The sequence below is a fragment of the Pseudomonas sp. LBUM1655 genome (assembly GCF_059716085.1).
The window spans coordinates 4,038,159-4,064,819 of sequence record NZ_CP166801.1; the positions used below are offsets into that span (position 1 = coordinate 4,038,159).

General features: G+C 56.2%; 22 protein-coding genes and 4 pseudogenes. 12 read left to right on the plus strand and 14 right to left on the minus strand.

All coding sequences use genetic code 11. The features are described 5' to 3' along the window. The first annotated feature begins 141 nt into the window (after positions 1–141). Positions 142–1,101 carry a nucleoside-specific channel-forming protein Tsx gene (locus ACA074_RS17970; protein WP_497677515.1) on the plus strand — a complete coding sequence of 320 codons (960 nt, stop codon included), beginning with the start codon at positions 142–144 and terminating at the stop codon, positions 1,099–1,101. A 15-nt stretch (positions 1,102–1,116) separates the two neighbouring features. Continuing rightward, positions 1,117–2,139, plus strand: coding sequence for a purine-nucleoside phosphorylase (locus ACA074_RS17975; RefSeq protein WP_497657770.1), 1,023 nt, complete (start codon positions 1,117–1,119; stop codon positions 2,137–2,139). An 80-nt stretch (positions 2,140–2,219) separates the two neighbouring features. On the opposite strand, the pseudogene ACA074_RS17980 reads toward ACA074_RS17975, so the two are convergent. Both ACA074_RS17980 and ACA074_RS17985 read right to left on the minus strand, forming a co-directional pair. Beyond that, positions 2,220–2,465: pseudogene (locus tag ACA074_RS17980) on the minus strand (quinone oxidoreductase family protein); the annotation flags it as partial. 13 nt (positions 2,466–2,478) lie between these two features. Further along, a pseudogene (locus ACA074_RS17985) lies at positions 2,479–2,574 on the minus strand (AraC family transcriptional regulator); the annotation flags it as partial. A gap of 145 nt (positions 2,575–2,719) precedes the next feature. Here ACA074_RS17985 and ACA074_RS17990 point away from each other — a divergent pair. Both ACA074_RS17990 and ACA074_RS17995 read left to right on the plus strand, forming a co-directional pair. Continuing rightward, a complete protein-coding gene (locus ACA074_RS17990; RefSeq protein WP_008081484.1) occupies positions 2,720–2,947 on the plus strand; it encodes a DUF6555 family protein in 228 nt (75 codons plus the stop codon). A gap of 39 nt (positions 2,948–2,986) precedes the next feature. Continuing rightward, complete coding sequence (locus ACA074_RS17995; RefSeq protein ID WP_401268419.1) at positions 2,987–3,259, plus strand: hypothetical protein; 273 nt, start codon at positions 2,987–2,989, stop codon at positions 3,257–3,259. A 24-nt stretch (positions 3,260–3,283) separates the two neighbouring features. Here ACA074_RS17995 and ACA074_RS18000 read toward each other — a convergent pair whose 3' ends face one another. From ACA074_RS18000 to ACA074_RS18010, 3 genes are all read right to left on the minus strand, one after another. Then, the gene (locus ACA074_RS18000; RefSeq protein ID WP_187677605.1) at positions 3,284–3,451 is read right to left on the minus strand and encodes a metallothionein; all 168 of its coding nucleotides are present in this window, start codon (positions 3,449–3,451) and stop codon (positions 3,284–3,286) included. Between the two features lie 930 nt (positions 3,452–4,381). Continuing rightward, a complete protein-coding gene (locus tag ACA074_RS18005) occupies positions 4,382–4,840 on the minus strand; it encodes a DMT family transporter (protein WP_095191284.1) in 459 nt (152 codons plus the stop codon). Further along, complete coding sequence (locus ACA074_RS18010; RefSeq protein WP_187677604.1) at positions 4,840–5,325, minus strand: DMT family transporter; 486 nt, start codon at positions 5,323–5,325, stop codon at positions 4,840–4,842. The genes ACA074_RS18005 and ACA074_RS18010 overlap by 1 nt, the downstream gene beginning before the upstream one ends. A 112-nt stretch (positions 5,326–5,437) precedes the next feature. On the opposite strand from ACA074_RS18010, the gene ACA074_RS18015 reads away from it, so the two are divergent. Then, positions 5,438–6,373: a LysR family transcriptional regulator gene (locus ACA074_RS18015; RefSeq protein WP_497677516.1), complete on the plus strand. Its 936-nt coding sequence runs from the start codon at positions 5,438–5,440 to the stop codon at positions 6,371–6,373. Between the two features lie 209 nt (positions 6,374–6,582). Here ACA074_RS18015 and ctpM read toward each other — a convergent pair whose 3' ends face one another. Both ctpM and ACA074_RS18025 read right to left on the minus strand, forming a co-directional pair. Continuing rightward, complete coding sequence (ctpM, locus tag ACA074_RS18020) at positions 6,583–8,265, minus strand: methyl-accepting chemotaxis protein CtpM (protein WP_497677517.1); 1,683 nt, start codon at positions 8,263–8,265, stop codon at positions 6,583–6,585. Between the two features lie 101 nt (positions 8,266–8,366). Next, the gene (locus tag ACA074_RS18025; RefSeq protein WP_401266340.1) at positions 8,367–9,683 is read right to left on the minus strand and encodes a Na+/H+ antiporter family protein; all 1,317 of its coding nucleotides are present in this window, start codon (positions 9,681–9,683) and stop codon (positions 8,367–8,369) included. 754 nt (positions 9,684–10,437) lie between these two features. Between ACA074_RS18025 and ACA074_RS18030 the strand changes: the two are divergent. Together ACA074_RS18030 and ACA074_RS18035 are read left to right on the plus strand one after the other, a co-directional pair. After that, positions 10,438–11,406 (plus strand): annotated as a pseudogene (locus tag ACA074_RS18030) (methyl-accepting chemotaxis protein); the annotation flags it as partial. Between the two features lie 264 nt (positions 11,407–11,670). Continuing rightward, positions 11,671–12,264: pseudogene (locus ACA074_RS18035) on the plus strand (methyl-accepting chemotaxis protein); the annotation flags it as partial. Between the two features lie 132 nt (positions 12,265–12,396). Here the strand turns inward: ACA074_RS18035 and ACA074_RS18040 are convergent. The 4 genes from ACA074_RS18040 to ACA074_RS18055 are packed head-to-tail and all read right to left on the minus strand — an operon-like array spanning position 12,397 to position 14,998. Continuing rightward, the gene (locus tag ACA074_RS18040; RefSeq protein WP_187677599.1) at positions 12,397–13,710 is read right to left on the minus strand and encodes a sensor histidine kinase; all 1,314 of its coding nucleotides are present in this window, start codon (positions 13,708–13,710) and stop codon (positions 12,397–12,399) included. Beyond that, positions 13,707–14,375, minus strand: a complete 669-nt coding sequence (locus tag ACA074_RS18045) for a response regulator transcription factor (protein WP_187677598.1) — start codon at positions 14,373–14,375, stop codon at positions 13,707–13,709. Before ACA074_RS18045 ends, ACA074_RS18040 begins: the two co-directional genes overlap by 4 nt. A 3-nt stretch (positions 14,376–14,378) precedes the next feature. Further along, positions 14,379–14,690: a PepSY domain-containing protein gene (locus tag ACA074_RS18050; RefSeq protein ID WP_187677597.1), complete on the minus strand. Its 312-nt coding sequence runs from the start codon at positions 14,688–14,690 to the stop codon at positions 14,379–14,381. Beyond that, the gene (locus tag ACA074_RS18055; RefSeq protein ID WP_187677596.1) at positions 14,690–14,998 is read right to left on the minus strand and encodes a PepSY domain-containing protein; all 309 of its coding nucleotides are present in this window, start codon (positions 14,996–14,998) and stop codon (positions 14,690–14,692) included. Before ACA074_RS18055 ends, ACA074_RS18050 begins: the two co-directional genes overlap by 1 nt. Before the next feature lie 158 nt (positions 14,999–15,156). Here ACA074_RS18055 and ACA074_RS18060 point away from each other — a divergent pair, with 158 nt between their 5' ends. From ACA074_RS18060 to ACA074_RS18070, 3 genes are all read left to right on the plus strand, one after another. Further along, positions 15,157–16,236: a patatin-like phospholipase domain-containing protein gene (locus tag ACA074_RS18060; protein WP_497677518.1), complete on the plus strand. Its 1,080-nt coding sequence runs from the start codon at positions 15,157–15,159 to the stop codon at positions 16,234–16,236. An 85-nt stretch (positions 16,237–16,321) separates the two neighbouring features. Continuing rightward, positions 16,322–16,678 (plus strand): 6-carboxytetrahydropterin synthase QueD, encoded by a 357-nt coding sequence (gene queD / locus ACA074_RS18065; RefSeq protein WP_003223505.1) that lies wholly within the window; start codon positions 16,322–16,324, stop codon positions 16,676–16,678. A gap of 158 nt (positions 16,679–16,836) precedes the next feature. After that, entirely contained in the window at positions 16,837–17,649 is an 813-nt protein-coding gene (locus ACA074_RS18070; protein WP_497677519.1) for an alpha/beta fold hydrolase, read from the plus strand. A gap of 164 nt (positions 17,650–17,813) precedes the next feature. Here ACA074_RS18070 and ACA074_RS18075 read toward each other — a convergent pair whose 3' ends face one another. From ACA074_RS18075 to ACA074_RS18085, 3 genes are read right to left on the minus strand one after another with little or no spacing between them, the layout of a single operon-like run. Continuing rightward, positions 17,814–18,974, minus strand: a complete 1,161-nt coding sequence (locus ACA074_RS18075; RefSeq protein ID WP_497614856.1) for an AAA family ATPase — start codon at positions 18,972–18,974, stop codon at positions 17,814–17,816. Positions 18,975–18,976: 2 nt separating this feature from the next. Further along, complete coding sequence (locus tag ACA074_RS18080) at positions 18,977–20,650, minus strand: ABC transporter ATP-binding protein (RefSeq protein ID WP_497677520.1); 1,674 nt, start codon at positions 20,648–20,650, stop codon at positions 18,977–18,979. Beyond that, positions 20,647–23,379: a DUF4135 domain-containing protein gene (locus ACA074_RS18085; RefSeq protein ID WP_497677521.1), complete on the minus strand. Its 2,733-nt coding sequence runs from the start codon at positions 23,377–23,379 to the stop codon at positions 20,647–20,649. Before ACA074_RS18085 ends, ACA074_RS18080 begins: the two co-directional genes overlap by 4 nt. Before the next feature lie 688 nt (positions 23,380–24,067). Between ACA074_RS18085 and codB the strand changes: the two genes are divergently transcribed. Next, positions 24,068–25,339, plus strand: coding sequence for a cytosine permease (gene codB, locus ACA074_RS18090; protein ID WP_497677522.1), 1,272 nt, complete (start codon positions 24,068–24,070; stop codon positions 25,337–25,339). A 15-nt stretch (positions 25,340–25,354) separates the two neighbouring features. Then, on the plus strand, positions 25,355–26,590 hold the full coding sequence (gene codA / locus ACA074_RS18095) for a cytosine deaminase (protein WP_401266319.1): 1,236 nt from the start codon (positions 25,355–25,357) through the stop codon (positions 26,588–26,590). Positions 26,591–26,661: the final 71 nt, after the last annotated feature.

The following is a 26,661-nucleotide window of genomic DNA, read 5'->3' on the forward strand; positions in this document are numbered from 1 at the left end:
GGCACGCAGCTCCAACAGTGGCAACCGGGAGGAGTTGGTATGGCTTATGCAAACGTTTGCGAACCGTCAATCCCGGCATTTTCGCCACACATCCAGTAGGCCCACAGAATCCGGGCCTTGATCCGCAAAAAAGGACTTTGAATGCACGTCGCTTCCGTTTTTCGCGCCCCGTTTGTGCGCACGTTTGCTGTTTCCCTGCTACTGACCAGCGTTACCGGAGTTCTCAGCCACAGCGCGATGGCGCAACCGGCGCTCCCCGAAGAATCCGCCCAGGGCGAAACCCTCAGCCCCGAAGCCAGTCCGCCGCAAAAAGGTGCGTACCTGTCGGACTGGTACAACCAGGACCTGACCCTGATCGGCAGCAAAGACATCAGCTTCGGCCCGCAACCGGCCGATGACATCTATCTCGAATACGAGTATTTCGGGCGCAAAGGCCCTTTCGAGCTGTACGGCTACATCGACGTGCCGAAGATCTTCAACATCGGTAACAGCCACGACAAAGGCGTGTGGGACCACGGCTCGCCGGTGTTCATGGAGCACGAACCGCGCATTTCCATCGACTACCTCGCCGGCCGCAGCCTGGCCATCGGCCCGTTCAAGGAGTGGTACGTCGCGTTCGACTGGATCTACGACCATGGCAGCCGTAAGGAAAACCGCGCCAACACCCTGTACAGCGGCTTCGGCACCGACATCGACACCCATTCGCGGGTCAACCTGTCGGCCAACTTCTACGGACGCTACCAGTGGGAAAACTACGGCGCCAGCAACGAGTATTCGTGGGACGGCTACCGCGCGCAGCTCAAGTACATCGTGCCCATCGACAAATTCAGCAACGGCGCCTCGCTGACCTACATCGGCTTCACCAACTTCGATTTCGGCTCCGACATGCACAAGGACAACCCGGCGCGCACCGCCAACGCGACGGTGGCGACCAACGTCTTGCTGTACTCGTTCACCCATTTGCGCTTCACCCTGGTCGGGCGTTATTTCCACAATGGCGGTAACTGGGAAGACGGCAGTGAGCTGAATTTCGGCGACGGCAATTTCCGCGCGCGTTCCAACGGCTGGGGTTACTACGCCGGCATCGGTTATCAGTTCTGAAATCAGGAGATTTTTATGCAAGCAATGATGCGAGTTTCACTGGCCGCTGCCGCCCTGCTCTCTTCCACCGCATGGGCTAGCGATGCGCCAATCCAGCCCAAAGTCGTGCTGATCACCATGTTCGCCCCCGAGGCGCAGCACTGGATCGATCGCCTTGAGCTCAAACAGGAAGTCCGCGTGCCGGGCCTGTCCGCCGAGTACCCGAGCATCCGCTGCAACACGCAGCAGGTGTGCCTGCTGACCACCGGCATGGGCCAGACCAACGCGGCCGCCTCGACGCTGGCACTGGCCATGTCGCCGAAATTCGACCTGCGCAAAAGCTACTTCCTGATCGCCGGCATCGCCGGGATCAGCCCCAAACACGGGACCATCGGCACCGCCGCGTGGGCGCACTATCTGGTGGAGTTCGGCACGCAGTGGGAGCTGGATTCCCGTGATGCGCCCTCGACCTGGCCGACCGGCTACATCGGCATCAACACCAAAGGCCCGAACGAAAAACCGCCGCTGGATTACAAGACCGAAGTCTTCGAACTCAATCCGACATTGCAGGCCAAGGCCTTCGCCCTGAGCCACAAGGTCGAACTGAGCGAGAGCAAGGAATCCGCCGCTTGGCGTTTGAAGTACCCGTCAGCGCCCGCCAACCAACCGCCAGTCGTCACCCGTTGCGACACACTGGCGGGCAACACCTGGTTTTCCGGCACACGCCTGAGTGAACGGGCCGAGGTCTGGACCAAATTGCTGACCGACAACAAGGGCGAATACTGCACGACGCAACAGGAAGACAACTCCACCTACGAAGCCCTGCTGCGCGCCAGCCGTGAAGGACTCGTCGATGTGCAACGCCTGGCCGTAGTGCGCGCCGGCTCCGACTTCGACCGTCCTGAACCGGGCGGTAGTGAAGTGGATAATTTGCTGAAATACGCCGATCAGGGCGGCTTTGTCCCTGCCCTTGAAAACCTCTATCGCACCGGCAATCCGCTGGTGCAGGACATCCTCAAAAACTGGTCTGCCTGGGAAAACGGCGTACCTCAATCCTGAAATCCTTGCGGAGCAACTGTAGGAGCGAGCCTGCTCGCGATAGCGGTGTTTCAGTCACTCATGCATCAACTGACACTCCGCTATCGCGCAAGTCCCTCGGCCAGCGGTGCTTCGACCAGACCTTGCGGCAACGGCAGCAAGTCTTCATCGAAGAACCGGCCGAACTGTTCCAGCATGGCCGCGCACGCTTCAACGCCGTACAGCAGCGAATTGATCCCGACCACCGAACCGCCCTTGCGATACAACGCCAGTGCTGGCAACTGCACATGGCCGTCCACCGGCGCGGCAATGATCGCGATGCGACCGAACGCGGCCAGTGCCGGCACCGGCATTTTCCGCGTGCTGCTCGATATACAAACCACGCGGATACGTGCGCGCCAGCGGCTGAACGGGCACATCGGTGTCACTGAGATCGGGCGGCGCGGCGAGGGCCATGGCGAGCATTCATTGGGGTTGGCGAAGACGCCATGGTAACCAGTGCGTCAGTGTGTCGCCTTTGATAGATACCGTCGGACAATCCGAGTGAATTTTCCCGGTGCGCTGCGATCCTTCTATTACCACAGGGAGGAATACGGGCTTTATGAACAACGCAAAACTCTACGTCATCGAATACACCCTTCACGGCACGCCCAAGTCGTTCATTATCCGCTCGGACAAAATGGACAACGCCGAGGCGTGGCACTGGGCGAGTTGCGACGCGGGCGTGGGTCGAATCCCGCGTTTCGGCCGCGAAAAAGTACAGAAGACCAGCAAACCGATGGCGGAAAAATTCGGTGTGGAAAACGTTGTCTGGCGACCGACTAGCTAAGCTTTGCGCAGCGATCGGGATCATTCGGGGGAATGCACAATGAGCCACATCAGCAGTCCGGCGCATCTGGATTACGGCCTGGACACATTGTTCGGACGTATCACCAAAAGTGTCGATTGTGAGGTGGGGCTTGAAGCCGTCGAACATGATCCGTATTGCTTTGCTCTGAGAGTGCCGGCACCGTTTCCTGAAAATCTTGATCAAGCGAAAACCGTGGTGGTCAGGGTTGAGGGGCGACGATTGCAAGGAACAGTCCGGCATACGGAACGGCTGGAGGATGAAAGTCTGAAACTGGAAGTGGAGCCTGATTAGGCTCCGCTTTTTTATGGGCGGTCGTCAGCCGTGGGCGCATTTACAGGCCTTGCTTGAGCACTCCTCACCGTTTTTGTGATGGTTGGCACAGCCTTCGCAGCAGTAGTGCTTGCCGTGGCGCGCGATCGGGTGCTCGCCGAGCTTGCAGTTGCATTTAGTACAGTCACAGTTGCTTTCAGAAGTTACAGGCATGGGACAGACTCCTTCAGTGGTGGTTGTCTGAGGCTTGAAGGGCAAGCCGTAGGAATCAGTGTAGGAGCTGCCGAAGGCTCGGGGCCGCGATCGGACGATCTTTTGATTTTGTTTGGGGGGTTGGGGGGTTGGGGGGCATATCCGTTGCTGCGGTAACGGCTGCTTAGGGTTCCGCCCTTACGGCGGGTCACTTTTTCCAGACGCCGAAAAAGTAACCAAAAAGGCTGCCCCCTGACGTACGGCACTTCGCTGAGGCTCAGTGTTCCCTCGCTACGGTGTCCATCCGGGGGCATCGCCTACGGTTTGCTTCGCTGCACCTCCTCTCGATGTGTGCGGCTTCGCCGCACGGCGCTGCGCGCCTACCCCCCGGATGAACACCTTCGCTCGGCCTGCCGATGGGCTGAAGAGCAAGAGCAAGAGCAAGATCAAAAGCCAAAGCCAAAGCCAAAGCCAAAGCCAAAGCAGATCAAAAGATCGTCCGATCGCGGCCCGAGCCTTCGGCAGCTCCTACAATTGGAATGGATGCACCTGACAAAGATTGGTCGGCTGTCAGGCCGCCATCGCCAGCAGGCTGGCTCCTACAGTTTTAATTGCGTACAACCCAAGCGGCAAAGCCGCACCACTCATCACAATGAGCGTTAGCTCGAGTACCGCTCTTGATCTGAAGGCCCGTCGGCAGGCTGAGTGGAGGGATTGATCCGGGGGTGGGAGCGCAGCGACCGTTTGGCGCAGCCAAACACATCGAGAGGAGGTGCAGCGAAGCAAACCGGAGGCGATGCGCCCGGATCAATCCCGCAGCGAAGGAACCCGAGCCACAGCGAGGGCCGTACGTCAGGGCACAGACCTTTGGTTACTTTGGGGCGTTTGCCAAAGTGACCCGCCGTAAGGGCGGAACCCTAAGTCGCCCTCACAAAAATAACGGATATGTACTCAGTCAGAAGAGCGAACACTACTGCGATACATAAACACCAAAGCCAACCCCAAACAAACCATCGCCAAAATCCGACTCGAAGAAAGATCGATCGCCGGATTCCCCAACCAACCAAAATTATCAATCAACATCCCCATCCCCAACTGCCCGACAATCACCGCCACCGTCGCCACCGCCGTACCAATCCGTGGCACAGCGCCGACCATCACAATCATGTAAACCACCCCGAACAACGCACCACTGAGCTGCCATTTCGGCACATCGAGCAAACTCACCGCGTGGGCCGGTTCAAAAAACAGAATCAACAACCCCGTAACCAACGCCCCCACGGCAAACGTCAGCAAACTACTGCGCAAAACCCCAACGGTTTCACCCAGACGCCCATTGATCGCGGCCTGAACACTCAACACCGCGCCTGCCGCAACCACCACAGCCAACAAAATAATCAGATTCATCATCAACCCCGAGCAATCAAGACAAGTGCCGCCACAATCAAGCCCAACGCCAGCCACCGCTCAGCGTTGACCTTCTTGCGCGTCGCCCCGAACCAGCCGAAATGGTCAATCAACACACTCTTGCCCACCTGCCCCGACAGAATCGCGATCATCGTCATGGCGATACCGATATGCGGCGTGGCCAACGTCAGCACCACCACATACATCGGCCCCAAAAACCCGCCGATCAACTGCCAGCGCGGCAATGTGTTCAGCGCGGGCCCTTGTTGCGGGCCGCTGAACAACAGCAGCAAAAACAGAATCGCCGAACCCACGCCGAAAATGCTCAAGGTCGCCCACAGATGCCCGACCTGCACGCCCAATGGCCCAAGCAACCCAGCTTCCACCGACAAGCCCATACCCGCCAGAATCACCAGCGGCAGTAACAACAATCGCAACCCCGGTTTGGCCACCGGCGGCGCAACACTCACCTCATCCAACGTCTGCATAACTAAAACCCAAGCAAATAATCGATGGCGCGGATTATCGACTGGCGGCGCTTTGCGATAAATGGGAGCATCCGGACAACACTTTTGCGTAACTCGCATAGCAGGATGATTCATGCACGGGCTCAACGAACTCGGATTCAAGGCACTCAGGCTATTTGTGGCGGTGCTCGACCACGGCAGTTTCTCCGAAGTCGCCCGCCGCGAAGGCGTGGCACCCTCGTCGATTTCCCGGCAGATTCAGTTGATGGAGCAGGCGCTCAACCAGCAATTGCTCTACCGCCACACCCGCGCGGTCACGCCGACCGAGGCCGGGCGCATGCTCGGCCATCATGCGCGGTTGGTGCTGGTGCAACTGGAAGAAGCCGAGCAAGCGCTGCAGGAACAGCAAAGCGAACCCACGGGGCTTGTACGAATCAACGCCCCAGTGGTGTTCGGCCAGCGCCATCTGACGCCGTGGCTGGGCCAGTTGTGCGCGCGTTATCCGAAGTTGCAACTGGATATCCAGCAGACTGACCACTACGTCGACCCGTTGCAGGAAGGTGCGGACCTGCTGTTCCGCATCGGCCCGCTGCATGATTCGAGCATGCAGGCGCGGACTCTGGCGCCACATCGCTTCCAGGTCGCCGCCAGTCCCGCGTATCTGCAACGCCATGGCATCCCGCAGCATCCCGACGAACTCGCGCAGCATCAATGCCTGGCCTACAAAGGCGCGACCGGCCAGCAGCGCTGGTTTTTCCGTCGTGACGGGCAGGACTGGACGCCCTACTCGGTCAAAGGTCCGATCACCGGCAACCACGCCGATACCCTCACCCAAGCCGCCGAGCAAGGCCTGGGGCTGGTGATGTTTCCGTCGTGGCTGATTGGCGAAGCGGTGCGCGAAGGCACGCTGTTGCCGGTGCTGAGGGAATATCAGGTATCGAACAGTCTGGAGCCGCAGCAGATTGCGGTGCTGTGGCCGGGGAGTCGTCGGTTGTCGGTGAAGGTGCGGACGGTGATTGATTTCTTCATCGAATGTTTCGGTGAAGTGCCTTATTGGGACAGGCCTTGAGAGGTTGAAGATCAAGAGCCCCTCACCCTGGCCCTCTCCCGGAGGGAGAGGGGACTGACCGAGGTGTCTTGCGTCATGCATCGACCTGAAAGATTGAGTCGATTATGGATTCGGTATAGCAGGTTCAAGTCGCCGTACATCCTCAATATCCCCCGATCAGTCCCCTCTCCCTTCGGGAGAGGGTTAGGGTGAGGGGCTTTCCCTGACACTCAGATACGGAACTGCCCAACCAGTTTGCCCAGTCGCTGCCCCAGATCCGCCAGACTGCGCGAAGTTTGCGCCCCCAACTGGGTCTCATCCGCCACGCTGTCCACCGCCACCGCAATCTGATGCACGCTGCGGTTGATCTCTTCGGCCACCGCCGTTTGCTCTTCCGCCGCACTGGCAATCTGCGCGTTCATCGAGTTGATCGTCGCGATCAATTCCGCCATCGCATCCAGCGACGCCCCCGCCTGATTGGCCTGCTGCGAGGTGCCATCACCCGCCTCGCTGGAACGGCGCATCGCTTCCACCGCCGACTGCGTGCCCGCCTGCAAGCGATCAATCATCCCCTGAATTTCCTGAGTACTGATCTGCGTGCGACTGGCCAGCGCCCGCACTTCATCGGCCACCACGGCAAATCCGCGCCCGGCCTCACCGGCCCGCGCTGCTTCAATGGCGGCGTTCAAGGCCAGCAGGTTGGTCTGCTCGGCAATCGAGCGAATCACCCCCAGCACGCCGACAATCGAACTCACGTCCTGCTGCAAACTGTCCAGCGACACACCGCTGCTGCGGATGTCATCCACCAGCGCATGAATCTGTTTGATGCTGCCGGCCACCACGCGTTTGGCGCTCTGCCCTTCTTCGTCGGTCTGCTGGGCCGCGACCGCAGCGTTTTGCGCGCTCTTGGCGACTTCCTGGGCGGCGGCAGACATTTCGTTGATCGCCGTGGCCACCTGATCAGTCTCGTGGCGCTGGCGCTCCATGGCTTGATCCGAACGCTGGGCCTGATCCGACACCTGCGTCACCAGCCCGGTCAGTTGCGTGGTCATCTCGGTGATCTGCCGCACCAGGCCGTGGATCTTGTCGACGAAACGGTTGAACGAGCCGGCCAGTTCACCGAGTTCGTCCTGGCTGGTGATGTTCAAACGACGGGTCAAATCGCCCTCGCCCGCCGCAATGTCGTCGAGGTTGGCTTTCATCAGAGTCAGTGGACGCAGAATCGTGTTGGCCAGCAGCATCCCCGCCGCCGCGATCACCAACAGCACCACCACCGCCACGCCGACGATGCTGAAGATTACGCCCTGCATGCGTTCCTGTACCTGCGCTTCAACCTGCGCCACCTGCGCTTCGATGCCGTCAAGGTTGACCGAGGTGCCGACCGCCATGTCCCACTTCGCCAGGTATTCGGTGTAGCCGAGTTTCGGCACCAGCACTTGCGCGTTGCCCGGCAGCGGCGAGCTGTATTGCAGATAGTGCGTGCCGTCCTTCGCCACTTTCACCAGACCGAGGTTGACGAAAACCCCGTTCGGGTCGCGGTTGTCCTTGAAGCTTTTACCCACGCCTTCCGGATCGTTGGCCTTGAACAGGCGCACGGTCTCGGAGTCGTAGCCGAAGAAGTAGCCGTCCTTGCCGTAGCGAATGCCCGACAGCAGTTTGATCGCCTGCGCGCGCGACTCCGCATCACCGGGGGCGGCAGCGTCATATAGCGGTTTGATCGTGGTCATGGCCACGGCGACGTAACTTTGCAGAGTGGCCTTGGCGTCGCCGAGCAGGCGTTCGCGGGTCTGTTCGACCTCTTTGTGCGCCTGTTCCTGGAGGATGAACAGCGTGGTCAGGCTGATGACCAGCGCAAAGAGCAATACCGGGAGGACGGCAAGGGACAGGACTTTGGCCTTGAGACTCAAGCGCATGGGGGAAGCTCACTCTTTTGATTTTATTGGCGTGGTTAAAGGCTTTAACGGCACGCCAGATCAAAAGTTGAGTCAGCAATTCCCCCCAATCCCCTGTGGGTTCAGAGAACCATCGCGGCCACCCAGCCGAACGCCAGCAATGGCAAGTTGTAATGCAGGAAGGTCGGCACCACGGTATCCCAGATGTGGTGATGCTGGCCGTCGATGTTCAGGCCGGAGGTCGGGCCAAGGGTCGAATCCGAGGCGGGCGAACCGGCGTCGCCCAGCGCGCCGGCGGTGCCGACAATGCAGACGATGGCCAGCGGACTAAAGCCTAATTGCACGCACAACGGCACGAAAATGGCAGCCAGAATCGGTACGGTGGAGAACGACGAACCGATGCCCATGGTCACCAGCAGCCCCACCAGCAGCATCAGCAACGCGCCAACACCCTTGTTGTGATTGATCCACGACGCCGACGACTCGACCAGTGTCTGCACCTGTCCGGTGGCCTTCATCACTTCGGCAAACCCGGAGGCGGCGATCATGATAAAGCCGATCATTGCCATCATTTTCATGCCTTCGGTGAACAGATCATCGGTCTCGCGCCACTTGACGATGCCCGATACCGAGAAGATCAGGAAGCCGGCCAGCGCGCCGATAATCATCGAGTCCAGCAGCAGTTGAACGATGAACGCCGCCGCGATGGCCACACCAGCAATCATCAGACTCATCGGGTTGTACTGCACGACCACCTGCTCGACCTGCTCGATCTTCGTCAGGTCGTAAACACGCTTTTTGCGGTAGCTGATGAACGCCATCGCCAGGCCGAACACCATGCCCAGCGCCGGAATGCCCATGGCGTGAGTGACGTTGACGCCGCTGATGTCGACACCACTGCGGGCGACGTTGGCCAACAGGATTTCATTGAGGAAAATGTTGCCAAAACCCACCGGCAGGAACATGTACGGCGTGATCAGGCCGAACGTCATGACGCAAGCGATCAACCGGCGATCCAGTTGCAGCTTGGTCAGCACATATAAAAGCGGCGGCACCAGCAGCGGAATGAACGCGATGTGGATCGGCAAGATGTTCTGCGAGGCAATCGCCACCACCCACAACAGGCCGATCAGCAGCCATTTGACGCTGCCACCACCGGTCGAGTGCTGACGGTCGACCATGGCCAGTGCCTTGTCGGCCAGCGCGTGGGCCAGGCCGGACTTGGCGATCGCCACAGCGAAAGCGCCGAGCAACGCGTAGGACAACGCCACCGTCGCCCCACCGCCCAGACCGCTGTTGAACGCCTTGAGCGTGGCGTCGATGCCCAGACCACCGGTAAGGCCGCCGACCAATGCACCGACGATCAAGGCGATCACCACGTGCACGCGGGACAGGCTGAGGATCAGCATGACGCCGACCGCAGCAATCACTGCATTCATTTCACTACCTCAAAAACACTGCGGTGGACAATTCACCGCCAGACAGGATGAGTCCGCCCTTGAAGCACCGGCGGATTTGCAAAGAGGGTCTTATTAGAAGGGCGCGCACTGTGCCGCAGAGTGGCGGCGGTGTCAAAACAACTGCCCATTATCCAGGGCCAGGCACAATCTTTGTGGTGAGGGGATTTATCCCCGATGGGTGGCGAAGCCGCCCCCCTGCATTCTTACAGGCACACCGCATTTGCGGGTTTTGCGACTGCTGCGCAGCCGGTCGGGGATAAATCCCCTCACCACAGGTTTTGTGTTTACCCCAAACAGGGTTTCCAGCCTCCGCATGCGGCAATCGGCCCTATTGTGTTTCCAGCATAAAGAAAGCCGAAACGCGGCCGTTACAGTGCAAAGTCTCAGATATTTATCGAATAAGGATGTTTCCATGTCGCTCAGACAACTTTCCATCCAATGGAAAATCACCCTGCTTGCCGGGCTTTGCCTGGCGGGTATCGTGACCCTGTTGGTGGGTCTTTCGCTGTATCGCATGGAGCACAGTTCCGAACTGGTGAAAGCTTCGAGCATGGAGATGCTCACTGAATCGGCGCAGGCGCGCATCGAGTCTCAGGGCGAGGTGCAAGCGGCGGGCATTCGCCAGCAGTTCATGGACGCTTATCAGTACGGCCACGGTTTTTCGCGGCAGGTGCTGTTCCTGCGTGAACAGGCCGAGAAACGCTTCCTCGATGCCTTCGACCTGCGCGAAGACATGACCCGTCAGGTCAAGTCAGCCCTGCAAGCCAACCCTGACTTGCTCGGCCTGTCGCTGGTGTTCGAAGCCAACGCACTGGACGGCAAGGACGAATTGTTCGCCGGCCAGGCCGAACTGGGCAGCAACGACAAGGGCCGCTTCGCCCTGTACTGGTCGCAACCGACCCCGGGCAAAGTCACCTCGATGGCCCTGCCGGAAAGCGACATGGCCGACACCAGCACCGGCCCCAGCGGCCAGGCGGCCAACGCCTGGTTTACCTGCCCGCGCAACACGCTCAAACCGTGCGTGATTGAACCGTACTTTTATGTGATCGATGGCCAGAACGTGCTGATGACCAGCATCGTCTTCCCGCTGATGGTCAACGGCAAAGTCATCGCCTCGCTGTCGGTGGACATCAACCTCAACAGCCTGCAAGCGATCAGTCAGGGCGCGAGTAAAAAGCTCTACGACGGTCAGACCGCCGTGAGCATCATCAGCCCGGTCGGCCTGCTCGCCGGTTACAGCCCGGACGCCGGCAAACTCAGCCAGCGCCTGGATGCCGTGGACAAGACCAGCGGCGCCGAGCTGTTGCGTATGCTGTCGTCGAGCGCCAGCGTCAGCAGCCTGCACAGCAACGGCCAGTTGAAAGTGCTGTCGCCGTTCCAGCCGATTCCCGGCGGGCCGTCATGGGCGGTGTTGCTGGATGTGCCGGAAAAAGTGCTGGTGGAGCGCGCCGAAGCACTCAAGCAGCAACTGGATACGAGCAACACCTCGGGCACCCTGATCGAATTGAGCCTCGGTGTACTCGCCGCGTTAATCGGCTTGCTGCTGGTGTGGCTGATGGCGCGCAGCGTGACCAAACCGATCCTCGGCGTCGCGCGCATGCTCGAAGACATCGCCAGCGGCGAAGGTGATCTGACCCGACGTCTGGCCTATGACAAGAAGGATGAACTGGGTCAACTGGCCGGTTGGTTCAACAAGTTCCTCGACAAGTTGCAGCCGATCATCGCCGAGGTGAAACGCTCGGTGCAGGACGCGCGCAACACCGCCGACCAGTCTTCGGCGATCGCCACCCAGACCAGCGCCGGCATGGAACAGCAATACCGTCAGGTCGATCAGGTTGCGACCGCCTCCCACGAAATGAGCGCCACGGCACAGGACGTCGCCCGCAGCGCCGCGCAAGCAGCGGAAGCGGCCAAGGATGCTGATCGCGCCACCCGCCAGGGCCTGACCGTGATCGACCGCACCACCGCCAGCATCGACACCCTCGCCGCCGACATGAGCGCGGCGATGGTTCAGGTCGAAGGTCTGGCCGCCAACAGCGAGAAGATCGGCGCCGTGCTGGAAACCATCCGCGCCATCGCCGAGCAAACCAACCTGTTGGCGCTCAACGCGGCGATTGAAGCGGCGCGTGCCGGTGAAGCCGGACGTGGTTTTGCCGTGGTCGCCGACGAAGTCCGCAACCTCGCCCGCCGCACCCAGGAGTCGGTGGAAGAAACCCGTCAGGTGATTGAGCAACTGCAGAGCGGCACGCAGGATGTGGTCGGTTCGATGGGCAACAGCCATCGTCAGGCCCAGGGCAGCGTCGAGCAGGTTGGCCAAGCGGTGACCGCACTGCGGCAGATTGGTGATGCGGTGACGGTGATCAGCGACATGAACCTGCAGATCGCCAGTGCCGCCGAAGAGCAAAGCGCGGTGGCTGAGGAGATCAACAACAACGTGGCGACGATTCGCGATGTGACGGAGTCGTTGTCGGAGCAGGCGAATGAGTCGGCGCGGGTGAGTCAGTCGCTGAACAGCCTGGCGAATCAGCAGCAGAGTTTGATGGATCAGTTTCGGGTTTGACGGCCCATTGCAAAACCCAATGTGGGAGCGAGCCTGCTCGCGAAAGCGGTGTGTCAGTAAACGATGATGTGTCTGACCCACCGCATTCGCGAGCAGGCTCGCCCCCACAAGGGATTGGTGGTGTTTGGGTGATCAGCGTTTAGGCAACTCGATCACCACCTTCAACCCGCCCCACTCGCTCTCGCCCAACACCAACAACCCACCCCACGTATCGACGATATCGCGCACGATCCCCAATCCCAGACCATGCCCGTGAGTCTGCTCATCCAGCCGCGCGCCCCGGCTGAATACCTGAGCGCGCTGCTCCTCGGGAATCCCCGGCCCGTCATCCTCAACGCTCAGAGCAAAACCGTCAGTCCGCTCGATCACGCTCAAGCGCACTTCGGCATCCGCCCACTTGCAGGCGTTGTCCAGCAGGTTGCCGAGCAACTCGAGCAAATCCTCACGATCCCACGGCAATTGCAGCCCCGGCGGCGCCACATAGCTCAACGCCAGATGTTCGCCGTGGATCATGTTCAACGTCGCCAACAGCCCCGGCAATTCCGCGTCGCAATCAAACAGCGCACCCGGCAGCGCATCGCCGGACAGCCGTGCGCGATTGAGTTCGCGGTTAAGTCGCTGCTGCACCTGTTCCAGTTGTTCCTTGAGGATCTTGCGTAGCTCGGGATGGCCATCGAGTTTTTCGCTCGACGCCAGGCTCAACAGCACCGCCAACGGTGTCTTCAGCGCATGGCCCAGATTGCCCAAGGCATTGCGTGAACGCTTGAGGCTGTCTTCGGTGTGCGCGAGCAAATGGTTGATCTGCGCTACCAACGGCTCCAGCTCAACGGGCACCTGATCGTCCAGTTGTGAACGCTGGCCCTGCTGCAACTGAGCGATCTGCTCGCGGGCCTTTTCCAGCGGCTTCAGGGCGCGGCGCACGGTCAGCCGTTGCAAAAACAGAATCAGTAGCAACCCGGCCAATCCCAAGCCAAGGCCGATCTGGCGCATACGCTGGAAACTCTCGCGCACGGGGGTGTAATCCTGGGCGACGCTGATCGATATCGATTGCCCCAGCCGCCGATAGTCCGAACGCAGCACCAGCAACTGCTGACCGTCCGGCCCCAATTGCAGGTTGCTGTGCAGGCCAGGGCGTTCAAGCAGCGGCAGATCCTGATCCCACAACGAGCGCGAGCGCCAATGGCTCTCGGCAAAGTCGATGCGGAAATAATGCCCGGAAAACGGCCGCTGATAGGCCGGCGACAAGTGTCGCTCATCCAGTTGCAAACCCTGCGGCCCGCGCACCAGCGCCACCAGCAGGCTCTCGCTGTCGTTACGCAACCCGGCTTCGAGGTAGCGCTGCAAACCCATTTCAAACAACCACAGACTGGTTTGCGCCAGCACCAGGCCGACGACCACCATCACGCTGATCAAACCCAGGCTCAAGCGGCGCTGGATTGATCTCACGAAGCTTGCCCGCCGAACAGATAACCCTGGCCGCGACGGGTTTCGATCACGCTTTTGCCGAGTTTACGGCGCAGGTGATTGACGTGGACTTCGAGGACGTTGGAGTCGCGCTCGGTCTCACCGTCGTAGAGGTGTTCGGCGAGGTGGCTTTTGGAGAGGATCTGTTCCGGATGCAGCATGAAATAGCGCAGCAGGCGAAATTCGGCGGCGGTCAGCAGAATGTCCGCACCGTCGCGGGTCACGCATTGGCGGCCCTCGTCCAGATGAAGGCCGGCAGCCTTTAGCGTGCTTTGATTGGCCTGGCCCTTGGAGCGACGCAGCAACGACTGAACGCGCAGGTGCAGCTCTTCGGGGTGAAACGGTTTGGTCAGGTAATCGTCGGCGCCAGCCTTGAGGCCTTCGATACGTTCGGCCCAGGAATCGCGCGCCGTCAGGATCAACACCGGAATCGCCAGACCGCCCGCGCGCCATTGCGCCAGCACTTCAAGCCCCGGTACACCGGGCAGGCCGAGGTCGAGGATGATCAGGTCATAGGGCTCGCTGCTGCCCTGATACACCGCATCGCGGCCGTCCGCCAGCCAATCCACCGCATAGCCTTGGCGTTGCAGGCCCGCGATCAATTCGTCGGCCAGCGGTACGTGGTCTTCCACCAGAAGCAAACGCATCGATCAATCTTCCTTGTCTTTCACGAGTTCACCGGTATCGGCTTTCAGGTGCAGCTCACGCGCAACACCCTCGGCCGTCAGCAACTCGACTTCATAAATGTAGACGTCATGTTTCTCTTCCAGCTCGACTTCCAGCAGTTTCGCCCCGGGATAGCGATCCATGGCCTGCTGCAGCACTTGCTCCAGCGGCAGAATCACCCCGCGCTCACGCAGCTTCAGGGCTTCGTCCTGATCGAGGTCGCGAGCCATCGCAGCCGAGCAGAAAATCACAAGCGCCAACGCAGTGCGACTGGTGGCGCGAACATTCACCTTCATTACGTATCCTGATGATCCTTGAGAACCTGCCCGCTGACCGCGTCTAATTCCAGATCCCACTCCAGCCCCTGCGGATCACGCATTTCGACCTGGTAGATGTACTTGCCGTACTCTTCTTCCAGCTCGGTTTCGGTGATCGTTGAACCCGGGTGTTTGGCCAGTGCCGTGGCATTGAGCTTCTCGAAGGAGACGATAGTACCAGCGTCGCGCAGACGCAGGGCTTCATCGGGTCCCAGATCGCGAGCGTGAGCGAGGCTGGCAGTGAGGCCGAGGATCGAGGCAAGGGAAAGGGCAGTCAGGGTTTTCATGGATGTCTCCGTATTTTTTATGTGTTGCGACGGTGGGCACCTTAGCGGGAGCAACTTAACTGAAACTGAATTGCCATCATTGCTCCAAGGCAATAAAGGGTCCCCCCTGTGGGAGCAGTGGTTCTATAATCCTTCGCTTGCTAACGATCGAGACCGGTATGACAGCCATCCACATCAAGTTCCCCGCCCTCACCCTCAAGGCCGGCCCCCGAGCCATGGCGCGGATTCGAGCCCAGGGTCTGAACGCCGCCGACGTCGGCACCCTGCCCGGCGCGGCCGGTGGGCCGAAGGCGTTGGGGATTCAGGGGCTGGATCTGGCGTTGTTCGGTGAATGGCTGCCGAGCGCGCCACGCGAGCGCTCGCTGATCGGCGCCTCGGTCGGTTCCTGGCGCTTCGCCAGTGCCTGCCTGCCCGATGCCGCCGAAGGCATCCGCCGCCTCGGGCGCTTGTACGCCGAGCAGAATTTCAACAAAGGCGTGACCATGGCCGAGATCAGTCAGAGCTCGCAGCGCATGCTCAACGACCTGCTCGACGGTCGCGACGCGAGCATCCTGAACAACGCCGATTACCGCCTGAACATCATGGTGGTCAAAAGCCAGGGCCGCCTCGCTGATGATCATCGTGGCCGACTTGGCCTGGCGCTGGGCTCGGTGATCGCCGACAACCTGCGTGGTCGCGCGCGGCTCTCGCGGCACTTCGAACGGCTGATCATTCACGATCCGCGCCTGGCGCCACCGGTCAACGCACTGAACGATTTCCCGTCGCGCTTCGTCGCGCTCAACGCCGGCAATCTGCGCCAGGCACTGCTGGCCTCGGGTTCGATCCCGATGGTGATGGAGGGCGTGCGCGACTTGCCGGGCGCGGGTGAGGGGACGTTCCGCGACGGCGGTCTGCTCGACTATCACCTCGACCTGCCCTACAGCGGCGACGGCATCGTGCTCTATCCGCACTTCACCGACCGGGTGATTCCGGGCTGGTTCGACAAAACCCTGCCGTGGCGCCGCGCATCGGTGGAGCGCTTGCAGGACGTGCTGTTGCTGGCGCCGTCGAAGGAGTATCTGGCGCGCCTGCCCTACGGCAAACTGCCCGACAGGAACGACTTCAAACGCTTCATGGGCGATGCGTCGAGCAGACAGAAGTACTGGCACGCGGCAATGGACGAGAGCCGGCGCCTCGGTGACGAATTCCTCGAACTGACTGCCAACGGTCGCCTCGCCGAACGCTTGCTGACCCTTTAGTCAGCACGGCCAAACACAAGCTGATAAACTCGCGGCCTGCCCGAATCGCTGCGGCGAACGCCATCTGAACAGAGCTGAAAATACTGTGGAAATCTTCAAGGAATTTACATTCGAATCCGCCCACCGCCTGCCGCACGTCCCGGACGGCCACAAGTGCGGGCGTCTGCACGGTCACTCGTTCAAGGTGGCGATTCACCTCAGCGGCGACCTTGATCCGCACACCGGCTGGATCCGCGACTTCTCCGAGATCAAGGCGATTTTCAAGCCGCTGTACGAGCGTCTGGATCACAACTACCTGAACGACATTCCCGGTTTGGAAAACCCGACCAGTGAAGTGCTGGCCAAATTCATCTGGAATGAAATGAAGCCGCTGCTGCCGGAACTCAGCGCGATCCGTATTCATGAGACCTGCACCAGCGGTTGCATCTATCGCGGCGAATGATCCAACACCGATGCCCCGTGTAGGAGCTGCCGAACGCGGCCCGAGCCTTCGGCAGCTCCTACGGGATCGGTGTTTATCCAGGGAAATAGAGAACAGCCTCCCCGGCTGTTTTTTTATGCCTATGCTCTTTGGCTCAAACCCGCCAAGAGGACAGGCCCATGACGGACTGGCTGCTGGATCAGGTCTTTGACTTCAACGGCTACCCGGTGCGGCATGCCGTACGCGGCGACGGCCCGCCGCTTGTGTTCGTGCATGGCACGCCCTTCTCGTCCTATGTCTGGCATCGCATCGCGCCGCACTTTTTCGCCACGCACCGCGTGCATTACTTCGATTTGCTGGGCTACGGGCGCTCGGAACAACCGGACGCTGACGTGTCACTCGGCGTGCAAAACCAACTCCTCGCGCAACTGCTCGATCACTGGAACATCCAGCGCCCCGACGTAGTCGCCCACGACTTCGGCGGCGCCACGGTACTGCGCACGCATCTGCTCAACGAAAAGGATTACCGCAGCCTGACACTGATCGACCCGGTGGCGCTGACGCCGTGGGGGTCGCCGTTCGTGCAGCACGTGCGCCAGCATGAAGCGGCGTTCAGCGGCCTGCCGGACTACATCCAGTGCGCCATCGTGCCGACCTACATTCGCGGGGCGATTCACCGGGATATTCCCGATGATGAACTGGCCCCGTACGTGCAGCCGTGGCTCGGCGATCCGGGGCAAGCGGCGTTCTATCGGCAGATCGCGCAGATGGACGAACGCTATACCCGTGAAGCCGAAAATCTGTACCCGGCGATACGCTGCCCGGTGCAGATTCTCTGGGGTGAGGACGACCAATGGATTCCCATCGAACGGGGTCGGGCGTTACACCAGATGATCCCGGGATCACAATTTCACCCAATCCCCAACGCCGGCCACCTCGTCCAGGAAGACGCCCCTGAAGCGATCGTCGCTGCATTGCTGCGATTTCTTTGACGCGAGGCGTCCGCGTCCCGGAATGGCGCAAGTGCACAAAGGCCAAACCACTCATATAGAGTCGCTAAATGCCGAAGAATCAGTGTGCCAAGATGCATCATCAATGCACCAATTTCATGCCTATCCATGCGCTGTGTGAATCAAAATCCCAGCTTTCGATTGTGTCAAAAAGTATTAACTTCACCATTTAGAGCCAACCCTTCAATCCATGTATGAAGCCCCCGTTTAATGACATGCCGAGATTTAGACGTCCCTGACTCTTCAAGAATATCTTTCAATATCGGTGAATGAGTAACAACCCAAATCTGCGATCGCTTGCTGGCAGAACTAATCAAAACAGCCAACGACCTGAGCATATCGGGATGCAAACTGTTGTCAGGCTCATTCAAAACAATGAATGGAGGCAAAGAACTGGATGTCAGCGCAACAGCTAGGCAAATATATTGCAAAGTGCCGTCAGACAGTTCCCACGCATTGCTTGTGCGATTACTTTGAGGAAATCGAAGTCCAAAAGAAACGGTACGTTCCGGCCTTGAAATCTCCAAAATAGCCCCTCCGAATGTATCCGCAATCAACTCTTCAACAACATCGAGATCTTGAACTATATATTTATGCGTCGCCAGAACCGCAGCAAGATTTGCTCCAGACGAATGAAGTACCGTGTCACTAACTGCGTAGCAAGGCTTGCGAATGGGCGACTCAATATCAGTCCTGAAACCGTGATAAAAACGCCACCCCATAATTTCATGTTTGACACGTAACACCTCTGGAAAACGTTCTGCATCCGTGAGAGAGCTTAATGCCGTAGCAGAGGGGAATAGTCGAATAGCATTCGACATGTCGAGAACGGCCATTTCTCGATCCATCACCTTCAAGAAACCATTTTCTCGGAACATCAAAGTATGACTTTTCCGTCCATTATGAAAAATCAGTTTTTCAGTTTTGATTTGAGGTTCAAACTCAAAACCATCGCCCAATACAATCTTTTCTCCAAAAGCGGTTTTTTGCGGTACTAGTCCCGCTGTGATTCCGTAACTGTAATAGCCATCATCATCTGAAAAAGTCGAGAACCGCACTTCAAAAATAATTTTTGAACGATCTGCATTGCGCTTTGAATTCTCCGAAAGGATCGACTGCATGCCACCCTCCCGAACGATAAACTTCGAAAACTCTCCCGTTGCAGCAGCCTGCACGAGCTTGAGTGCATTATATAAATTAGTTTTCCCAACTCCATTTTCACCATGAAAAATATTCAAACCATCAAGATTCAGAAACACATCATCAACAGAGCGGTACCCTTTAATTGAAACAGACAATATTCTCACGATTAAAGCTCCACGCAAAATTCGCCATTAAACGAGACCACTCGATCAGCCAACTTTAATATCGACTCTCGATGAGCAACAATGATCACAATATTAGACGCATTATATTTTTTGATATTTGAGATCACTGCTCGCTCAGCAACCTCATCAAGGAATGCCGTGCTCTCGTCAAAAACGACGACCTTATGGTCTCGCAAAAAACTTCTTGCCAAGGCAAGACGTTGACGCTCGCCTCCCGACAACATTAAACCCCTGTCTCCAATTTCCGTATCCAGCCCGGATGGCAAGCCTTTTAGGAATCCACCAAGGTCAGCAAGTTTTAAAACTGCTTCTAATCTTTCATCAGGTGCATTTTGATCAGCGATTCTTAGATTAAATCTTAACGACCCGCTGAATAAACCAACCTCTTGGGATACGAAAGAAAACCTAGAATAGAAGTCTTGATCAGACAAATCTTCTATCGCAACACCACCATATTTAATTAAACCCGAAGAGGGTGTATAGAGCCGCATCAGCAACTTGACAATTGTCGACTTACCCACACCAGATGGACCGGTGATCGCAACTACTTCACCCGGAATAAATCGGATTGACAAATCGTGCAGCACCTTTTCTGTAGGTCGCTCAGGGTAAGAAAATCGAACATTAGAAAATTCCAGGTGATGACTAATATTCGGAAGCTCATTACCTTTACCAACATGCCGAACTTCACAAGCGTCGAGATGTTTCAGCAAGGGTGCAAAGCCACCGAGTGATTCAATCATGCTACCAATACTTTTTAAAAGAGCATCGTATGGCTGACACACCTGAAACATATAGGCTGCAACCATTACAAAATGACCAACACCTATCTCTCCGGAAAGTAACCTTAGTGAAGACTCATAAAGAACAACAAAAAAAACAAGCGAAAAAACACATACCCTAAAAACTTCTAGACAAGTACTTCTCCTATAAAAACCCAACCAAGACTGATAAACACCTTCTTGATCTTCACGAAAAAAACGCAACAGAAATTCATCGGCCAAATATATACGTATTGTCTCAATATTAGAAACAATGCCATGAATGGTTTTTGAACTCCCCATCTCTTTCAATATCACAACCTTGAACAACTCTGACAAGCGCCCAATCATTGAAGAGCTAATAATTGCATACGTAAAAACATACAAAAAAATCATGAACATTACGAAAAAATCTTTAAAAAACCACAACACAACTAACGATACGAATATTTGAACGATAGAGGGTAGTATACTAACCAGCATTGATCGAATTGTGTTATCCATACTCGCAGAAGCACATTGCAGCACCTGCGCCAGTTGCGCCGGGCCTTTTATCAGGCTCTCACATGCAGACAAACGAATAGATCTCTTAATGAACATCTCACCAAGATTTATATTCACCCGCTGGATAAACATCATTGTCATTACATCGGACAAATGAGAAAACACCTGAGATATAAAAATAACGCCGACTACCAGGCTCAAAAACATCAAAAACTGCTCATGATTACCTGATGCAACCGCAAGCATCCTCTGCAAAAATAACGGTACGAGACCAAAACCTATCGCGGTAAGGAAAATCAACACTACTAAAAAGGCCAAACGACTTACGTCCTTTGATTTCATGGACAACTTCAGTAGCGTATAAGTATCAACAAATCCTTTGACATTCATTTGGATACTTCCCGAAAACTCAGTTTGAACAGTTCATGAGGCAACAGAGGAAAAGATTGGTCACCCGTCATTAGAGAATTCAGGGCTAGTTGCTCTCCGGCACACCCTTTCATCAGACCACACCCTAAAGTAGACGCCCCCTGAATCGACCAATACTTACTTTCTAAATCGACGTTCAAAGCTTTCTTGAATAGTCGCTGATAAATTAACTCTACCCCCAACACTCCGTTTGAAACTGAGAAATTTTCTTTACTGGCCGAAGCTTTGAAATTCTTCTCGAACATCGCTCGAAAATTGTGCTCCTGCAAAAACCTGTCAAGCACGTCGATATTAAAATGTCTTCTCAAAAAATCGAAAACATAAATAATTCCCGCGCCTCCATGCGCCCATCCAAACTCATTTTGAAGCTCTATGCTTCGAGGCTTATGTCTTAAATCTGGCCAGTTGCCAAGTTGCCGCTCGAAGCAGTTGATTTCCGACGTAATTACGCCTTTTATCAATGGAATGACCGTTTCATCAGATATATCAAAAACCATCGCATATACAGCGATCGAATAAGCGATACCTGCTTGTCCATGCGAAAGCCCACATAATATTTTTTTAGGATGCATTGAGATATTACTAGGGAATATTATCTGCTCACCGTCTAATTCAGATCTCGCGACTAACGCCTCGAATAGTAATCTAGAAACATCTTGCCACTCCTCCTTCTTTGACAATTGAAAATAACAGCTGGCCACCACCAAAGCTCCAGCAAGACCATAGATCAAGCCCGAACCTAGATTTTTATATTCTTCAGAATAAAAAGCCGCAACAATTTTATCGGTTGCAGTTGAAATAAAGGAGGAATTTCCATCTATAAAAATTGGCGCTATAGAACTTAGCCCACCGACATATGCTCCACCTATTGGAGACGACGATAGCAACTCATCACCTAAAATCATCTCAAAATATGCAAACAAAAACTCCTTATTCTCTGATTCTGATTCGAATAATCTCCCAGTAGCAGCGAGATAACCAAGCCCACCCGAACCTGAAAACAAATCAAACCCTACGGTAGTTAACTCGAGATAGCTTTCACACCTACTAGTAAACATTAAAGGAGGAGACCGAGTATCAATCATGTGTTTAGCAGTTATATTTACTGCAGAAGGCGTTGCTTTTAGAACCAAGCAATTAGAACCTTCTTCTTCCTCAAAACCATGAACCTGATCAAACCTACAGTTCAATTCAACTATTTTTTCCGCCTCTCGGTATACACACTTTAAAAATTGAATCTCGCTACCAAACCCCTCATTCACTATGCGATATAAATTATCCCTCACACTGTCGTATCCGCTTACATAATTAATCAGCTTAATACTTTCAGCAGCATGAGTTGACCAAACAGCAAGATCTTTCGCACAAGAAGTAAATCTGGGAACATCCCCAAAAAAGCAGGATTCAACCTCCGCCCTTAAGAGAGCGGAGTCAGCCCGATGATCTTCGACTGATCCTAGGCAAGACTCGATGTATTTTTTTCTATCCTGGTTATTCTTTAGAAACCGCGGATGATAGGAAGCCTCAATCACCAAGCAATAGTTAGCCGTATCTCTCAAGATTATTCTATTTCTTAGATTAGAAGTTTGATTCAAAAACTCTACAAAACGCTGATACTCATAAATTATGACCTTGTAGCATTCAACACAACCTGCAACGATATGTTCAATATAGTCTATTGGATTCTGTACCTCACCATCAAACACCACCGCATTTGGATTTGTGTTTAATGATGCTTTTCTAACGGATTGTTTCCGAAATATATTTCCTATGCCCGCGTGCTCGGTGTCGGCAAGTCCATCTGTGTACTTAATAACATTCGGCACAAGCCCTGTTCTGGGTATTCCCAAACGCGGCGCATCAACATAGACATGATGAAATACCGCCTCCAAGTCGACCGGAACGGGGTTTCCTTGATGAGTTACGATATTTTCATAATGGAGGTCGGTAATTCCTAACGACGCAGCCGCAGCAATCAAATAACCTGCCAATCTATAGTAATTCTCTACCTCCGCCTTGCTTTTCAAAGGAACCTGATCACACCACTTCACCCACCCGAAACCCTGCCCCGATATATATTCTGGAAACTCCCAACCGCGAATACCACATTGTTCATTGAAAAAAGCTCCAAGAAACTCGCTTGTTTTCCTTTCCAACTCCAAATCACGCAACTTCAAGGCAAAAGCAGGGCATCCTTGAACATAAAAAAGTGCCACGTTTTTATTTCCATCGTGACTCTCGTCTCCCAGCAAAAACACATCACTCACTTCATGAGGACCATCCAAAAAACCACTACGCAGCAATTCTGGAAGCGACTTTGCAAAACACTCTTTAACTAGTGAGAAATTCTCTAGCTCATCCACAAAAAGTTTATCCAGCAAGTACCTCAGCGACTCGTACTTCCTCAAAAACTCGAGATACAATTCGTCCTGCTCTAAAAAATCCTCGTAGGCCATACTGACCCCAAGGTTTTCATTAACATGTGACACCTCTGCCTCGATGGATTGGCGAACATAGCTTTCAACCTTATTTGCCACGTGTATAGCAAAGGCATTAGCCAGCTTCTTATCAATCAGACAAGCAAGATCAAACTTTTTACTCTCATACAGGCTATTTAAAAATTCATTCACTAAAACCCTGTGTGAGCCAGAATAAGTCGCCATAGAATCAACCATCGAGAAATCACTCACTAACACTTCCTTATGTCAATTGAAATGCCGCCTTGAGGCGGCACATACCTAGTTAAAAACGACTACATTGGCTCTGGATACCAGTCCATAACAGGTGCCACTTTTTATTGATTTCGGAGAGTAAGAAGCATAGCAACACCGACTGAAACATTGAGTACAATTACTTGTTGCCGCCCCCGTATGTACTGGCCTAGTCAGTTCCATTCCCGGGGGAGTGTTCTCAACTTGCATAAGAAGTGGATCTACGTACTTCTCCCCAAAGACAGCGCTCATCATAACGCCGTCCGCCCGAATAACATCTTTAATAGTTTCGATATCAACGTTTCGAATATTCATCGCACATCCTTGTATCGCCATTAGAATTTCCTGAAAAATCGTGAATCACTTGCACTTATAGATATATTGGATCAAGCCTTTACGGTCAATAAATTAAAGGCAGGAATAAGACTAATATCCTGTAGGATTATTCCAACAAGACTATGGGAGCAATCCATACTTAATTCAAAATATGAAGGTTTTCACACAAACAATAAATTCGTTAGAACACGACATGCCTACTGATCCAACACTTAGATGTTAAACAATCAATAACTTAGACATCTTCAAACATTGGGACGGACGCTACTCAAACCTGGCACGACCACTGCAACCCTCCCCCGCGTCTCCCCTTTTCAGCAAGGAACGCCCCATGACGCAAAACGATCCCGGCAACGATTACCCCCTCAGTGAAGTCCCCATGCATGCACGCAAAGGCCTGGCCTCGACCGCCATGGTATTGCTGGGCTTCACCTTCTTCACCGCGACCATGTTTGCCGGCGGCAAGCTCGGTGTGGCGTTCGGTTTTGCCGAGATGATGGCGGTGATCATCGTCGGCAACCTGCTGCTCGGCCTGTACGCGGCGGGCCTGGGTTACATCGCTTTCAAGAGCGGTCTCAACTCGGTGCTGATGGGTCGTTTCTGTTTTGGCGAAGTCGGCAGCAAGCTCAGCGACCTGATCCTCGGCTTCACCCAGATTGGTTGGTACGCCTGGGGCACAGCGACCGCTGCGGTGGTGCTCGGTAAATACTTTGATCTGGGCGAAGGCGCGGTGCTGGGTTTGATGGTGCTGTTCGGCCTGGTGTTTTGCGCCACGGCGTATGTCGGCTATCGCGGCCTGGAGATTCTGTCGTACATCTCGGTGCCGGCGATGATGCTGCTGTTGATGTTGTCGATGTGGGTGGCGACGGTGAAAGTCGGCGGTTTCGAGGGCTTGCTCAGCGTGGTGCCAAGCGGCTCGCTGGACTGGTCGACCGCGATCACCCTGGTGTTCGGCACCTTCGTCAGCGGCGCGACCCAGGCGACCAACTGGACGCGCTTTTCGCGCTCGGCAAAAGTCGCGGTGCTGGCCAGCCTGATCGGATTTTTCATCGGCAACGGCTTGATGGTGCTGATCGGTGCGTACGGCGCCATCGTCTATCAACAACCGGACGTGGTGGAAGTGCTGCTCCTGCAAGGCTTCGCCATGGCCGCGATGGCCATGCTGCTACTCAATATCTGGAGCACCCAGGACAACACCATCTACAACTTCGCCGTCGCCGGCTGCAATCTGCTGCGCACCGGCCGACGCAAAACCGTAACCCTGGCTGGCGCAGTGATCGGCACCCTGCTCGCCCTGCTGGGCATGTACGACATGCTGGTGCCGTATCTGATTCTGCTCGGCACGGTGATCCCGCCGATTGGCGGGGTGATCATGGCCGACTTCTTCTTCCGCTGGCGCGGGCACTATCCGCGCCTGGCCGACGCACGGCTGCCGGCCTTCAACTGGCCGGGCCTCGGGGCCTACGGGGTCGGCACCGTCGCCGCGTTCAGCTCGCCGTGGGTTGCGCCGCTGGTAGGCATCGCCGCTGCCGCGCTAACGTATGTCATCGTCACCGGCCTGCTCGGCGCCCGCAGCGCCAGCGCGCCACTTCAAGACTTATAAAAAAGGATTCGCCTGATGCACATCATCAACGCCCGATTGCGCAACCAGGAAGGTTTGCACGAATTGCACCTTGAGGACGGGCTGATCCGCAGCATCGCCCGCCAGACCGAAGCGCCGTCCCTCGGCCCGGACGACCTCGACGCCGGCGGCAATCTGGTGGTGCCGCCCTTCGTCGAGCCGCACATTCACCTCGACGCGACCCTCACCGCTGGCGAGCCGCGCTGGAACATGAGCGGCACGCTATTCGAAGGCATTGAGTGCTGGGGCGAGCGCAAGGTCACCATCACCGAAGAAGACACCAAGACCCGCGCCAAGAAAACCATTCAGACCCTGGCCGCCCACGGCATCCAGCACGTGCGCACCCACGTCGATGTCACCGACCCGCAACTCACTGCACTCAAAGCCATGCTTGAAGTGCGCGAGGAAAGTCGTCATCTGATCGACCTGCAAATCGTCGCATTCCCGCAGGAAGGCATCGAGTCATTCCGCAACGGCCGCGAGCTGATGGAAGAAGCGATCCGCATGGGCGCGGACGTGGTCGGCGGGATTCCGCACTTTGAGTACACCCGCGATCAGGGTGTGAGTTCGGTGAAGTTCCTGATGGACCTGGCCGAGCGCACCGGTTGCCTGGTCGACGTGCATTGCGACGAAACCGACGACCCGCATTCGCGCTTTCTTGAAGTGCTCGCCGAAGAGGCACGCAGCCGCGACATGGGCGCCCTTGTCACCGCCAGCCACACCACGGCAATGGGCTCTTACGACAACGCCTACTGCGCCAAACTGTTCCGCCTGCTTGGCCACTCCGGGATCAGTTTTGTCTCCTGCCCGACCGAAAGCATTCACCTGCAAGGACGCTTCGACAACTTCCCGAAACGCCGTGGCGTGACCCGGGTGAACGAGTTGCTGGAAGCCGGGATGAACGTGTGTTTTGGCCAGGATTCAATCGTCGATCCGTGGTATCCGCTGGGCAACGGCAATATCCTGCGCGTGCTGGAAGCCGGGCTGCACATCTGCCACATGCTCGGTTACCGCAACCTGCAAAGTGCGCTGGATCTGGTGACCGACAACAGCGCCAAAGCCATGCACTTGGGCGAGCGTTATGGCCTGGAACAGGGGCGCCCGGCGAACCTGCTGATTCTGTCGGCGGACAGCGATTACGAGGTTATTCGCAGTCAGGGCTTGCCGCTGTATTCGATTCGCGGCGGCGAGGTGTTGATGAAGCGGCAGATGCCGGTGGTGGAGTTCGTCTAAGGGTGTCGTGTACGGGCATTTGCAGCTAGCCACGGCCTCGACCCGCGCCTGCGTGGAGCGGTGTCATTCGC

Bases quoted from the DNA above. Each gene is read 5' to 3' on its own strand.
- ACA074_RS18000 (WP_187677605.1), bottom strand. From the start codon at position 3,451: ATGCCTGTAACTTCTGAAAGCAACTGTGACTGTACTAAATGCAACTGC.
- ACA074_RS17990 (WP_008081484.1), top strand. From the start codon at position 2,720: ATGAACAACGCAAAACTCTACGTCATCGAATACACCCTTCACGGCACG.
- codB (WP_497677522.1), top strand. From the start codon at position 24,068: ATGACGCAAAACGATCCCGGCAACGATTACCCCCTCAGTGAAGTCCCC.
- ACA074_RS17970 (WP_497677515.1), top strand. From the start codon at position 142: ATGCACGTCGCTTCCGTTTTTCGCGCCCCGTTTGTGCGCACGTTTGCT.
- ACA074_RS18015 (WP_497677516.1), top strand. From the start codon at position 5,438: ATGCACGGGCTCAACGAACTCGGATTCAAGGCACTCAGGCTATTTGTG.
- ACA074_RS18005 (WP_095191284.1), bottom strand. From the start codon at position 4,840: ATGATGAATCTGATTATTTTGTTGGCTGTGGTGGTTGCGGCAGGCGCG.
- ACA074_RS18050 (WP_187677597.1), bottom strand. From the start codon at position 14,690: ATGAAGGTGAATGTTCGCGCCACCAGTCGCACTGCGTTGGCGCTTGTG.
- ACA074_RS18055 (WP_187677596.1), bottom strand. From the start codon at position 14,998: ATGAAAACCCTGACTGCCCTTTCCCTTGCCTCGATCCTCGGCCTCACT.
- ACA074_RS18070 (WP_497677519.1), top strand. From the start codon at position 16,837: ATGACGGACTGGCTGCTGGATCAGGTCTTTGACTTCAACGGCTACCCG.
- ACA074_RS18060 (WP_497677518.1), top strand. From the start codon at position 15,157: ATGACAGCCATCCACATCAAGTTCCCCGCCCTCACCCTCAAGGCCGGC.
- ACA074_RS18045 (WP_187677598.1), bottom strand. From the start codon at position 14,375: ATGCGTTTGCTTCTGGTGGAAGACCACGTACCGCTGGCCGACGAATTG.
- ctpM (WP_497677517.1), bottom strand. From the start codon at position 8,265: ATGCGCTTGAGTCTCAAGGCCAAAGTCCTGTCCCTTGCCGTCCTCCCG.
- ACA074_RS18025 (WP_401266340.1), bottom strand. From the start codon at position 9,683: ATGAATGCAGTGATTGCTGCGGTCGGCGTCATGCTGATCCTCAGCCTG.
- ACA074_RS17995 (WP_401268419.1), top strand. From the start codon at position 2,987: ATGAGCCACATCAGCAGTCCGGCGCATCTGGATTACGGCCTGGACACA.
- ACA074_RS18010 (WP_187677604.1), bottom strand. From the start codon at position 5,325: ATGCAGACGTTGGATGAGGTGAGTGTTGCGCCGCCGGTGGCCAAACCG.
- ACA074_RS17975 (WP_497657770.1), top strand. From the start codon at position 1,117: ATGCAAGCAATGATGCGAGTTTCACTGGCCGCTGCCGCCCTGCTCTCT.
- codA (WP_401266319.1), top strand. From the start codon at position 25,355: ATGCACATCATCAACGCCCGATTGCGCAACCAGGAAGGTTTGCACGAA.
- ACA074_RS18080 (WP_497677520.1), bottom strand. From the start codon at position 20,650: ATGAATGTCAAAGGATTTGTTGATACTTATACGCTACTGAAGTTGTCC.